At 72.2% G+C, this 14366-nt stretch carries 2 protein-coding genes; both read left to right on the forward strand.

All coding sequences use genetic code 11. The annotated features are described in order from the left end of the window. The coding region (locus tag ACFYV1_RS31235; protein ID WP_389398992.1) for an SDR family NAD(P)-dependent oxidoreductase at positions 1 to 2499 on the forward strand (2499 nt) is incomplete at its 5' end. A gap of 3 nt (positions 2500 to 2502) precedes the next feature. Further along, entirely contained in the window at positions 2503 to 14364 is an 11862-nt protein-coding gene (locus ACFYV1_RS31240; RefSeq protein WP_389398993.1) for an SDR family NAD(P)-dependent oxidoreductase, read from the forward strand. Positions 14365 to 14366 lie beyond the last annotated feature (2 nt).

Here is a 14366-nt window from a genome sequence, read left to right on the forward strand (position 1 = left end):
CTGGCCTTGTCTGCAGGCTATTTCGTGGGTGCGGGGCGGGTGGAGGAACTGACTCTCCTGGAGGCCCTGGTTGTTCCGGAGGAGGGCGAACTGCGGCTCCAGGCGACGGTGGGTGCACCCGCACCTGATGGGCGTCGTCCGTTTGCGCTCTACAGTCGGCGTGGTGATGACGGTGAGTGGACCCGGCATGCGGCCGGTGAGTTGAGCGAGGCACCGGTCCTCGCCTCGGACGGGTTCGAGGCGTTGGCGCAGTGGCCGGTGGCCGGCGCCCAACGGGTGGGCCTGGACGGCTTCTACGAGCGTCTGGACACCATCGGCATCGAATACGGGCCCGCGTTCCGGGGCCTGAGTGAACTGTGGCGTGACGGCGGCACCGCCTACGGTCTGGTTCATCTTCCCGAAGACGCCTCGACCGACGGTTACGGAATCCACCCCGCACTCCTCGACACCGCCCTGCACGTGATCAAGGCCTCCATGACGGAGTCGAGTCCTACGGACGGAGTGCTGCTGCCGTTCGAGTGGGCGGGGGTGAGCCTGGAGGCGGTGGCGGGCTCCGTGCTGCGGGTCCGGGCCGAGATGGACAGCGAGACCTCGACGGCCCGGATCCAGGTGGCCGACGAAGCCGGTGTCCCCGTCGCGGTGGTGGAAGGGCTGCTGCTGAGGAAAGCCACGGCGGAACAGATCCGCGCCGCCGCTTCGGTGTCCGTGGACCACCTGTATCGGCTGGAGTTCCAGCCGGTCACGGCCGGTTCGCCGCCGGCGCGTGACGCAGACCGGCTGGTCGTGGATGCACGGGGCTGGTCGGGTTCGGTGACGGAGGTCGCCGGACGGGGTCTGACCGAACTGCAGCAAGCCCTGTCCGGCGACACAGCCGAGATCGTGCTGGTGACGTGTGGTGCGGTCGGCGAGGACGCCACGAACGTGGGCCAGGCGTCGTTGTGGGGTCTGGTGCGTTCGGCGCGCAGTGAGCACCCGGAGCGGGTGATCCGCCTGATCGACACCGACACCGACACCGACGAGAGTCTGACGTCGGCCCTGTCCGTGGCGGACGAGCCCGAACTGATGGTCCGCGCAGGCCGCATCCTGGCCGCCCGCCTGGTCCGGGCATCCGCTGACGTCGACACACAGGCCCGTGCCCTCGATCCTGCCGGGACGGTACTCATCACGGGCGGTACGGGGGAGTTGGGCCAGGCCCTGGCCCGCCACCTGGTCCGTGTGCATGGCGTGCGGCGTCTCGTGCTGACGTCCCGCCGGGGTGCTGACGCTCCCGGTGTGTCCGACCTGGTGGGGGAGTTGACCGGGGCGGGTGCCGACAGTGTGGAGGTCGTCGCGTGTGATGTGGCCGACCGTGCGCAGGTCCGCGCCCTGCTCACCGGCGTGGACCCGGCCCACCCGTGGACGGGCTTGTTCCACCTCGCAGGAGTTCTGGACGACGGTCTCCTGCAAGGGCAGGACCCCGACCGTCTGACCGTTGTCCTCGCTCCCAAGACCGAGGGTGCGTTGCACCTGCACGATCTCACCCGTGAGCTCGGTTTTGATCTGGCGGCGTTCGTGTTGTTCTCGTCCGCGTCCGGTGTGCTGGGCACGGCCGGCCAGAGCACCTACGCTGCGGCGAACACGGCCCTGGACACGCTCGCCACCCACCGCCGCGGCCAGGGGCTTGCCGCCACCAGCCTGTCGTGGGGTTTGTGGCAGCAGGCCGGGATCGGGTTGACCGCGGCGTTGGGTCAGGCGGACGTGGCCCGGATGCGGCGTCAGGGTTTCGGGGCTCTGACCCAGCAGCAGGCGCTCGCCGCATTGGACGCGGCTCTGCTCCAGCCGCACGCCCACCTCGTGCCGATCCGGCTCGAGACGGCGCGGGTCGAGGACCCGCCCGCCCTGCTGCGGGCACTGGTGCGCAGGAAGCGCACCCGCCCCACTGCCGGTGCCGCCACCTCCGGCGGCCGGGCGACGGCGTTGCGTGAGCTGCTCGCGGGGATGCCGGAGGCGGAACGTCTTCCGCATCTGGTGCAGTTGGTGCGTGAGGAGGCGTCGGTCGTGCTGGGCGCGTCCAGTTCGGAGGGCGTCGGCGACCACCAGGCGTTCAAGGAGCTCGGCCTGGACTCGCTGATGGCGGTCGAACTGCGCCGTCGCCTGTCGGCCCGGACCGGCTCCGCCCTGCCCGCCACCCTCGCCTTCGACTACCCCACCCCCGCCGCCGTCGCCGGCCTCCTCCTCGACCGTCACACCTCCGAGGCGTCGGCGCAGGCCGCTGACGCCCGGACCGCCGCCTCCACGGCCGCTGGTTCACACGTCACGAAGACACAGATCGACAACCTGGTGGACCTCCTGCGTGCCGCGACTCCGCAACAACTCGAGAAGCAGGGACTGGTTTCCCGCCTCCTGGAGCTCAAGGACGGACTCGCACGGACCGTCGTCCCTGACGTGCCGGAGATCGAGATCGAAGCCGGCAGCACAGAAGACCTTCTCCAGTTCCTCGACCGCAAGCTTGGAGTGTGACGCATGACCGCGTCCGAAGTTGAGAAGCTCGAGTCCTACCTCCGTCGCGCCACCACTGCCCTGGTCGAGACCGAGAAGGAACTCAGCACGGAGCGTGCGGCGCGCACGGAGCCGATCGCCGTCGTGTCGATGGCGTGCCGTCTGCCGGGCGGCATCGACACCCCCGAAGGCTTCTGGGAGCTCCTCTCCTCGGGCGGCGACGCCATCGGCCCGTTCCCCTCCCGCTGGGAGAACCTGGATCTGTACGACCCGGACCCGGAAGCGGTCGGCAAGAGCTACGCCCGTGAGGGCGGATTCGTCGACGGGGTCGAGGACTTCGACGCCGCGTTCTTCGGCATCAGTCCGCGTGAGGCGCAGTCGATGGACCCGCAGCAGCGCCTGGTCCTGGAAGCGTCCTGGGAGGCGCTGGAGCGCGCCGGTATCCGCCCCGACTCGCTGCGGGAGAGCCGTACTGGTGTCTACCTCGGTGCGATGAGTGCCGACTACGGCAATCAGCAGGGCCATGATCTCGAGGCGCTCGACGGATACGTCAGCACCGGCAACGCGAGCAGTGTGGTGTCCGGCCGCGTGTCGTACGCGCTGGGCCTGCAGGGCCCGGCAGTCACCGTCGACACCGCCTGCTCCTCCTCCCTCGTCGCCCTGCACCTGGCGGCCACGGCGCTGCGACAGGGTGAGTGCGACCTCGCCCTCGTCGGCGGTGTCACCGTGATGTCGACGCCGTCGACCTTCGTGGAGTTCAGCCGCCTCAAGGGAGCTTCTGCCGACGGGCGTTCCAAGAGCTTCTCCGGCCAGGCCGACGGGACCGGGCTGTCCGAGGGTGCGGGCGTTCTGGTGCTGAAGCGGCTGTCGGCGGCCGAGCGGGACGGCGACCGTGTCCTGGCCGTCATTCGCGGCTCCGCGGTCAACCAGGACGGCGCCAGCAACGGACTGACCGCCCCCAACGGACCCTCCCAGCAGCGCGTCATCCACGACGCACTCGCGTTTTCCCAGCTCACCCCCGCCGACATCGACGCGATCGAGGCACACGGCACCGGCACATCCCTCGGCGACCCGATCGAGGCCGGCGCACTCGCCGAAGTCTTCGGCGAACACCGGGTGTTCCTCGGATCCGCCAAGTCGAACCTCGGCCACACCCAGGCTGCCGCCGGGGTCGTCGGCGTCATGAAGATGATCCTCGCCCTCCAGCACGAGACACTGCCCCGGACCCTGCACGCCGACGAACCCAGCCCCCACATCGACTGGGACAGCAGCGGCCTGACCCTCCTCCAACACGATCAGCCCTGGCACAAGGGCGAGCGCACCCGCCGCGCCGGCATCTCCTCCTTCGGCCTGAGCGGCACCAACGCCCACGTGGTGCTGGAGGAGGCTCCGGCGGTGGTACCCGCGGAGCCCTCGCAGAACCGGGACCGTCGGCTGCCCGCACTCCCGGTGGTGGTGTCGGGTCGTGACGAGGGTGCGTTGCGGGACAACGCTGCCCGCCTCGCCGACTGGCTGGAGTCCCGTGGCGGCGCGGAGCCGGATCTCGCCGATGTGGCGTTCTCCGCTGCGCGACGGACCCGTTTCGAACGCCGCGCGGGTGTGGTCGCCGCTTCGGTGGCAGAGACGGTCGCGGGGTTGCGGGCCGTGGGGGAGGGGCGCTCCGCCACGGGTGTGGTCACCGCTACCGCCACCCCCTCGACGGCCGGTGGCGTGGCGTTCCTGTTCCCCGGCCAGGGAAGCCAGAGGGCAGGGATGGGGCGGGAGTTGTACGACGCGTTTCGGGTGTTCGCCGAGGCGTTCGACCAGATCTGCGCCGTGGTGGACGGCCTTTTGGGCCGTTCGCTGAAGGACGTGGTGTTTGGCTCCGACGCGACCGCACTGGAACGGACGGAGTTCGCCCAGCCCGGGCTGTTCGCGTTCGAGGTGGCGCTGTTCCGGCTGTGGGAGTCCTGGGGACTGTCCGCATCCGTGGTGGCGGGACACTCGGTGGGAGAACTGGCGGCGGCACACGTCGCAGGCGTCCTGTCCCTCGAGGACGCTGCGCGTCTTGTCGTGGCACGCGGCAGGCTGATGCAGACCTGCGAACCAGGTGGTGTGATGGCCTCGGTGGAGGCCGCGGAAGCCGAGGTCGTGGCCGTCCTGCAGTCCGTGCCCGGACAGGTGTCGGTAGCAGGGGTCAACGGTCCGGCCCAGGTGGTGGTGAGCGGCGACGCCGCATCCGTGGAACAGGTGGAACAGCACTTCGCCGGCGAGGGGCGGCGCACACGGCGCCTCGAAGTGTCACACGCGTTCCACAGCGCACACATGGACACCATGCTGGACGAGTTCGCCGAGATCGCCACCGGATGCCGGTTCGCCGAACCCCGGATCCCTCTCGTGTCGTCGGTGACCGGCGCCTGGATGGGAAGGGACCTCGCGGCGAGCGAGGGCATGCGCTCGCCCGCCTACTGGGTGACCCAGGTACGTGAAGCGGTGCGCTTCTGGGACGCCGTACGCACCCTGGAGGACGCCGGACCGGGCCGCTACGTCGAATGCGGTCCGCGGGCCGTGCTGACGGCCATGGGCAGCGAGGGCGTGGCGGAAGAGTCCGCCGGCCGGTTCGTCGCCAGTGCCCGGCGGGGTGCGGGTGAGGTCGCCGGGGTGTTGAACGCACTGACGGAACTGCACGTACTCGGCCAGGACATCGACTGGACCCCCCTGTTCGAGGGAACCGGCGCCACCCGCATCGACCTGCCCACCTACGCCTTCCAACGCGAACGCTTCTGGCAGCAGGTGTCCACCTCGGGCGACGTCGCCTCGGTGGGGTTGGAGGCGGCGGGGCATCCGTGGCTGGGTGCGGTGACCGCGCTGGCCGACGGTGAGGGCCATGTGTTCAGTGGTCGTGTCTCGCTGCGTGTGTTTCCGTGGTTGGCCGATCATGCGGTGTTCGGCACGGTGATCGTTCCCGGCACCGCGTTGCTCGAACTCGCCCTGTCTGCAGGTTATTTCGTGGGTGCGGGCCGGGTGGAGGAACTGACTCTCCTGGAGGCCCTGGTCGTTCCGGAGGAGGGCGAACTGCGTCTCCAGGCGACGGTGGGTGCACCCGCACCTGATGGGCGTCGTCCGTTTGCGCTCTACAGTCGGCGTGGTGATGACGGTGAGTGGACCCGGCATGCGGCCGGTGAGTTGAGCGAGACACCGGTCCTCGCCTCGGACGGCTTCGAGGCGTTGGCGCAGTGGCCGGTGCCCGGTGCGCAGCGGGTGGACCTGGACGGTTTCTACGAGCGTCTGGACACCATCGGCATCGAATACGGGCTCGCGTTCCGGGGCCTGAGCGAACTGTGGCGTGACGGCGACACCGCCTACGGTCTGGTTCATCTTCCCGAAGACGTCTCCACCGACGGTTACGGCATCCACCCCGCACTCCTCGACACCGCCCTGCACACCCTCATCGCAGCGGCGGGCGAACAGAGCGCGGGAGACAGCGTGCTGCTGCCGTTCGAGTGGGCGGGGGTGAGCCTGGAGGCGGTGGCGGGCTCCGTGCTGCGGGTACGTGCCGAGATGGACAGCGAGACCTCGACGGCCCGGATCCAGGTGGCCGACGAGAACGGCAGCCCCGTCGCCCGGATCGAGGGCCTCCAGGTGCGGCAGGCCACGTCGGAGCAGATCCGCGCGGCTGCGACCTCGGTGGATCACCTGTATCGGGTGGAGTTCCGGCCGGTCACGGCCGGTTCGCCGCCGGCGCGTGACGCAGACCGGCTGGTGATCGACGCACGCGGCTGGTCGGGTTCGGTGACGGAGGTCGCCGGACGTGGCCTGGCCGAACTGCAGCAGGCGTTGGCTGATGAGGCCGTGTCCGAGATCGTGCTGGTGACGTGTGGCGCGGTCGGCGAGGACGCCACGAACGTGGGCCAGGCGTCGTTGTGGGGTCTGGTGCGTTCGGCACGCAGTGAGCACCCGGAGCGGATGATCCGCCTGATCGACACCGACACCGATGACCTGACAGCGGCCCTGCACATCGCGGACGAGCCCGAACTGGTCGTGCGCGACGGTCAGGTGCTGTCCGCCCGCCTGGTCCGGGCATCCGCTGACGCCGACACACAGGCCCGTGCCCTCGATCCTGCCGGGACGGTACTCATCACCGGCGGAACGGGGGAGTTGGGCCAGGCTCTGGCCCGCCACCTGGTCCGCGAGCACGGCGTGCGGCGTCTCGTGCTGACCTCCCGCCGGGGCGCTGACGCTCCCGGTGTGTCCGACCTGGTGGGGGAGTTGACCGCAGCGGGTGCCGACAGCGTGGAGGTCGTCGCGTGCGACGTGGCCGACCGTGCCCAGGTCCGCAACCTGCTCACCAGCACGGACACCGCTCACCCATGGACCGGCGTGTTCCACCTCGCCGCCGTCCTCGACGACGGACTCCTCGCCGACCAGAACCCCGACCGTCTCACCGGTGTCCTCGCCCCCAAGACCGAGAGCGCACTCCACCTCCACCACCTCACCCGTGAACTCGGCTTCGACCTTGCCGCGTTCGTCCTCTACTCCTCCGCCTCCGGCGTCCTCGGCAGCCCCGGCCAGAGCACCTACGCCGCCGCGAACACGGCCCTGGACACGCTCGCCACCCACCGCCGCGGCCAAGGGCTTGCCGCCACCAGCCTGTCGTGGGGTTTGTGGCAGCAGGCCGGGATCGGGTTGACCGCGGCGTTGGGGCAGGCGGACGTGGCCCGGATGCGGCGTCAGGGTTTCGGGGCGCTGACCCAGCAGCAGGCGCTCGCCGCGCTGGACGCGGCTCTGCTCCAGCCGCACGCCCACCTCGTCCCGATCAAGCTCGAGACGGCGCGGGTCGAGGACCCGCCCGCCCTGCTGCGGGCACTGGTGCGCAGGAAGCGCACCCGCCCCACCGCTGGTGCCGCCACCTCCGGCGGCCGGGCGACGGCGTTGCGTGACCTGCTGGTGGCGCTTCCGGAGGCGGAACGTCTTCCGCATCTGGTGCAGTTGGTGCGTGAGGAGGCGTCGGTCGTGCTGGGCGCGTCCAGTGCGGAGGGCGTCGGCGACCACCAGGCGTTCAAGGAGCTCGGCCTGGACTCGCTGATGGCGGTCGAACTGCGCCGCCGGCTGTCCGCGGCGACCGAGGTCGCCCTGCCCGCCACCCTCGCCTTCGACTACCCCACCCCCGCCGCCGTCGCCGGCCTCCTCCTCGACCGTCTCGACCTGGCCACCGTGACCGTGGCGGCGAGTCGCCCGTCGGCAACCCCCGCGCTCGGGCACGGCACGGCCGACGACCCGATCGCCGTCGTGTCGATGGCCTGCCGCCTGCCGGGCGGCATCGACACCCCCGAAGGCTTCTGGGACCTCCTCTCCTCGGGCGGCGACGCCATCGGCCCGTTCCCCTCCCGCTGGGAGAACCTGGATCTGTACGACCCGGACCCGGAAGCGGTCGGCAAGAGCTACACCCGAGAGGGCGGATTCCTCGACGGTGTCGAGGACTTCGACGCAGCGTTCTTCGGCATCAGCCCGCGTGAGGCGCAGTCGATGGACCCCCAGCAGCGCCTGGTCCTGGAAGCGTCCTGGGAGGCGCTGGAGCGCGCCGGTATCCGCCCCGACTCGCTACGGGAGAGCCGTACCGGCGTCTACCTCGGCGCGATGAGCTCGGACTACGACCGTCAGGGCCAGGGCCTCGACGCCCTCGACGGCTACATGAGCACCGGCAACGCCAGCAGTGTGATTTCCGGCCGTATCTCCTACGCGCTGGGCCTGCAGGGCCCGGCCGTCACCATCGACACCGCCTGCTCCTCCTCCCTCGTCGCCCTGCACCTGGCGGCGGGCGCCCTGCGGCAGGGTGAGTGCGATCTGGCCCTCGTCGGCGGTGTCACCGTGATGTCGACGCCGTCGACCTTCGTGGAGTTCAGCCGGTTGAAGGGGACGGCCAAGGACGGGCGGTGCAAGAGCTTCTCCGCCCGGGCCGACGGCGCCATCTGGGCCGAGGGTGCGGGCGTTCTGGTGCTGAAGCGGCTTTCGGCGGCCGAGCGGGACGGCGACCGTGTCCTGGCCGTCATTCGCGGCTCCTCGGTCAACCAGGACGGCGCCAGCAACGGACTGACCGCCCCGAACGGGCCCTCCCAGCAGCGCGTCATCCACGACGCACTCGCGGCCGCCCGCCTCGCCCCCGCCGACATCGACGCGATCGAGGCACACGGCACCGGCACCTCTCTCGGCGACCCGATCGAGGCCGGCGCACTCGCCGAAGTCTTCGGTGAACAGCGGGTGTTCCTCGGGTCGGCCAAGTCGAACCTCGGCCACACCCAGGCCGCCGCCGGGGTCGTCGGCGTCATGAAGATGATCCTCGCCCTCCAGCACGAGACACTGCCCCGGACCCTGCACGCCGACGAACCCAGCCCCCACATCGAATGGGACAGAAGCGGCCTGACCCTCCTCCAACACGATCAGCCCTGGCAGAAGAGCGAGCGCACCCGCCGCGCCGGCATCTCCTCCTTCGGCCTGAGCGGCACCAACGCCCACGTCCTCATCGAAGAAGCACCCACCGCCACACATGCCCCCGCGTCCGCCGCGACGGTCGAGCCCTCGGCGCCGGCGGTCGTGCCGCTGGTCGTGTCGGGCACCGACGAGGACGCGCTGCGGGCACAGGCCGGACGCTGGGCCGACTGGCTGATCGCCCACCCCGACACACCGCTGCGGGACGTCGCCGCCACCGCCGCCACCCGCCGCACCCACCTGGAGCACCGTGCGGGGGCCGTCGCGGAGACCGCCGCCGAGGCGGTCGCGGCCCTGCGAGCCCTGGTGGACGGCGTGTCGCATCCTCAGTTGGTGACCGGCACGGCGCGCGACCGGGGCAAGGCCGTCTTCGTCTTCCCCGGGCAGGGCAGCCAGTGGCGCGGGATGGGCCGGCAACTGCTCGTGCAGTCACCGGTGTTCCGCGAGGCGGTGGAGGAGTGCGACGCCGCTCTGCTGCCCTGGACGGGATGGTCCGTGCTGGCGCTGCTCGCGGCACCGGAGAGCGGCCTGTCGGACGATGCGCTGCCGCCGTTCGACCGGATCGACGTGCTGCAGCCCGCGCTCTTCACGGTCATGATCGGCCTGGCGGCCCAGTGGCGTGCCCTGGGTGTCGAGCCGGCCGCTGTGGTCGGCAGCAGCCAGGGCGAGGTTCCCGCCGCGGTGGTCGCCGGGGCGCTGTCCCTCGAGGACGGTGCCCGTCTGGTGGCGCTGCGCAGCCAGGCGCTGCTGCGGGAGTGCAGCGGGCGCGGTGCGATGGCGTTGCTGGAGCTGCCGGTCGCCGAGGTCGAGGAGCTGATCGCACCGTACGGGGACGCGCTGTCCGTCGCGGTGGTCAACACGGCCACCTCCACGGTGGTCTCCGGCGACGCCGACGCCGTGGAGCGCCTGCTGACCGAGATGGAGGGGCGCGAGGTGTTCTGCCGCCGGGTCCAGTCCGACGCGGCCGGGCACAGCGCGCACATGGACCCGATCCTTCCCGCTCTGGCGGCCGACCTGGCCGGTCTCCGTCCGCGTGCCTGGTCCGTTCCGTTCTGCTCGACGGTCACCGGCACGGTCGTGGACGGCGACACGCTGGACGCCGCCTACTGGTGCCGCAACCTGCGGGAGACCGTCCGCCTCGACCGGGCCCTGCAGAGCCTCTCCGCAGCCGGGTTCGGGGTGTTCGTCGAGATCAGCCCGCACCCGGTGCTGGGAATGCCGCTGACCGACGCCTGCGCCGCGGGCGGCGGTGTCGTGGTCGGCAGCCTGGCACGCGAACGGGGTGACATGGCGCAGCTGTTGCGCTCGCTCGCCGTTCTGCACAGCGAGGGCCACCCGGTGGACTTCCGCGCGTTCCTTCCCGAGGCCGCCACGCCGGTGGAGCTGCCCACCTACGCCTTCCAGCGGCAGCGTTACTGGCCCGAGCCGGCGGCGGGCAGGGCGGCGGGCGCGGGCGACGCCGGTTCCCTGGGCCTGGTCGCCTCCGGGCACTCCTGGCTGGGGGCGGCCACCACGGTCGCCGACGGCGACGGGCATCTGCTCACCGGGCGGATCTCCACACAGGACCAGCCCTGGCTGGCCGACCATGCGATCACCGGAACGGTCCTCGTGCCCGGCACCGGGCTGCTCGACATGGCGCTCGCCGCGGCGCGGGCGGTCGGCGCGGCGCGGGTCGGTGAACTGACCCTGGCCCAGCCGCTGGTGCTGCACCCCGGCGTCCCGATGCGGTTGCAGGTGCGGGTCGGTGCCCCCGACGACCGGGGACGGCGTTCCCTGTCCGTGCACAGCCGGCCGGAGAACACGGCCGACACCGGTACGTGGACCCGGCACGCCACCGGCGAGCTCGACGACTCCACGAACAGCCCGGCGGCCGGGGCGCTCAGCGGCCCTGCCTGGCCGGCGGCCGGCGACGGCCGTATCGACCTCGGCGGCTTCTACGAACGCTGCCACGCGCAGGGGCTTCAGTACGGTCCGCTCTTCCAGGGGCTGACCGAGGCCTGGCGGTCGGGCGACGCCCTGTACGGGGTCGTACGACTGCCCGGCGCCGCCCCCGGGACGGACACCGCCTCCGCGAGCGCCGTCACGGCCGCCGCGTCCGACACGGTCGCCGGTCACGGCATCCACCCGGCGCTGCTGGACGCCGCCCTGCACCTGCTCGCGGCAGCCGGACCGGTCGACGCAGGCGACGGAAAGGACCCGGCGGAGGCCGGCAGCGTCCTGATGCCGTTCGCCTGGCGGGACGTCGAACTCCACGCCACCGGCGGCACCGAACTGCGTATACGGGCCGAACACACCGGCGAGAACACGGTGCGGCTCCTGGTCGCCGACACCACGGGCGAGCCGGTCCTCACCGTCGGCGGGCTCGAGGCCCGCCGGGCCGACACAGCCCGGCTGCGCGAGGCCGCCGCCGGGCAGAGCGGGTCCGAGGACCTCTACCGCATCCACTACCGGCAACTCGCCCTGGACACCGGCACCGGCACCGGAACCCCGGACACCGGCACCGGAACCCCGGACACCGGCACCGGAACCCCGGACACCGGAACCCCGGACACCGGGGGGACCGCGCTCGTCGGCACCGGCGGCATCGCCGGCGCATGGCTGGGCGTCACGCCGGCGGCCACCGGCAGCAGCCTGCCCGACTTCGGCGAAGTCCCCCCGTCCCGCATCGTCGTCGACCTGACCGGCACTCCGGCCGGCACTCCGGCCGGCACCCCCGACACGCCCGCCCCGGACGCGGCCCGGCCCGCCCCGGACGCGCAGGAGGCCCAGGACGCGGTGGTCCGGGCGCTGCACCAGGTGCAGAGCTTCCTGTCCGACCCGCTGCTGGACGACTGCGAGATCGTGTGGATCACCCGGGACGCCGTCGCCGCCCGGCCGGAGGACCCCGCGGCGTCGCTCACCCACGCGCCGCTGGCCGGACTGCTGCGCGCGGTGCGCGCCGAGCACCCCGCCCGGTCGCTGCGCCTGGTCGACGTCGGCTCCGACGTGAGCGACCCCGGTCTGCTCGCCCGGGCGCTCGCCGTCGTGGGGGAGCCGGAGCTGGTGCTGCGGGGCGAGACCGTCCTGGTGCCGCGGCTGCAGCGGACTCCGGCGCCCGACCCCCGGACAGCCCCGGAACCGGGCGGCGCACCGTGGCACCTCGACATCCGGGAACGCGGACGGCTGGACACCTTCGAGTTCCACCCCACCGGGAGCGAGCCGCTGCCGGCCGGCCACATCAGGGTGGCGGTCCGGGCCTCCGGCATGAACTTCCGGGACGTCCTCAACGCGCTCGACATCGTCTACTCGCCCCGGCTCGGCCTCGAATGCGCCGGTGTCGTCGTCGAGACGGCCCCCGACGTCACCGGCCTGCGCCCGGGCGACCGGGTGATGGGCCTGGCGACGGGCACGTTCGGCACCGAGGTGTGCGTGGACGCCCGCCTGATGGTGCCGATCCCGGCCGGCCTGTCGTTCGCGCGGGCGGCGACGGTGCCGCTGGTGTTCCTCACCGCCTACTACGGTCTGCACGACCTGGCCCGGCTGCGCGCCGGGGAACGACTGCTGGTGCACGCGGCCGCGGGCGGCGTCGGCATGGCCGCCCTGCAACTCGCCCGGCACTTCGGCGCCGAGGCGTACGGGACGGCCGGGCCGGGCAAGTGGGACATGCTGCGCCGGCTGGGACTGCCGGGCGACCGGATCGCCTCCTCACGGGACACCGCGTTCGAGGCACTGTTCCGCGACGCCACCCGAGGCCGCGGTGTCGACGTCGTACTCAACTCCCTCACCGGCACGTTCGTCGACGCGTCGCTGCGGCTGATGCCCGGCGGCGGACGCTTCCTGGAGATGGGCAAGACCGACATCAGGGACGCCGAGCAGGTCGCGGCCGACCACCCCGAAGTCATCTACCAGGCGTACGACCTGCGCGACAGCGGCGCCGACCGGATCCAGGAGATGCTGCGGGTCATCGCCGCACTGATGGAACAGGGCATCCTCGCACCGCTGCCGTACGAGGCGTTCGACGTGCGCGAGGCACCCGCGGCGTTCCGCCACATGGCGCAGGGCCGGCACGTGGGCAAGATCGTCCTCACCGTGCCGCGCGCCCTGGACACGGACGGCACCGCACTGCTCACCGGCGGCACCGGGGAACTGGGCCGGCTGGTGGCCCACCACCTGGTCGGCGAACACGGCATACGGCACCTGGTGCTGACCTCACGCCGCGGCCCAAACGCGCCGGGCACCGGCGAACTGGTCCGGCAGCTGAAGGAGGCGGGCGCCGAGTCCGTCACCGTCGCCGCCTGCGACGTCTCCCGCCGCGACGACGTCGCCTCGGTACTGGCCGCCGTCCCCGCCGACCGCCCGCTCACCGCCGTGCTGCACCTGGCGGCCGTGCTGGACGACGGCGTGGTGCACAACCAGAGCACCGAACGGTTCCGGCGGGTACTGGAACCCAAGGTGGCGGGCGCCCTCCATCTGCACGAACTGACCGAGGACCTCGACCTCGCCGCGTTCGTCCTGTTCTCCTCCGCGGCAGGCACCCTCGGCGCACCCGGCCAGAGCAACTACGCGGCCGCCAACGCCTTCCTGGACGCGCTCGCCGCCCACCGGCGCAAACGCGGCCTGCCCGCGGCCAGTCTCGCCTGGGGCCTGTGGGCCCAGGGCGGCACGGGGATGACCGCGCAGTTCGGCGACGTGGAACTGCGCCGGGTACGCCGGCGCGGCGCCCAGGCACTGACGACACAGGAGGGCATGGCCCTGCTGGACACGGCGCTGGCCCGGACGGAGACCCTGCTGGTCCCGCTGAAGCTGGACCTCACCTCACTGCGCGGAAACACCGGCGAGGCCGTGCCGCTGCTGCGCTCGCTGGTGCGGCCGCAACTGCGGCAGGTACGCGCGCAGGCCCCGCAGACGGAGTCGTTCGCCGAGCGTCTCGCCGGCCTGTCCCGCGACGAGCGCGTCGCGTCGCTGCTCACCACGGTGCAGAACGAGATCGCCGACGTGCTCGGCCTCGCCGACGCGGCCGCGGTGCCGGCCGACAAGCGGCTCAAGGACTTCGGCCTGGACTCGCTGATGGCGGTCGAAGTGCGCAACCGGCTGTCCAAGTACGTGCAGGCGGCGCTGCCCAGCACCATGGCGTTCGACTACCCCACCCCCCGGGCGATCGCCGACTTCCTGTACATACGGCTGGACTTCGACCGGGAACCCGAGCAGACCGGCCCGCCCGCCGACCCCGCCCAGGCTGCCCGGTGGGCGCTCGAGCGGGTGAGCGCGGAGCAACTGCAGCACAGCGGCGTACTCGCCCGGCTGCTGGAGATCGCCCAGCCGCGGCCCGCGGCACACGCGGCCGCCGACGCGGTGCGCACCGCCGCCGCGCTGCAGGCCGCGGAGGAACTGACCGCCGACGAGATGGACCAGGCGCTCGACGCCGTCCTGGGGAGTCTGTAGAC

It is taken from the genome of Streptomyces sp. NPDC003023 (assembly GCF_042888225.1).
Classification (GTDB): Bacteria; Actinomycetota; Actinomycetes; order Streptomycetales; family Streptomycetaceae; genus Streptomyces.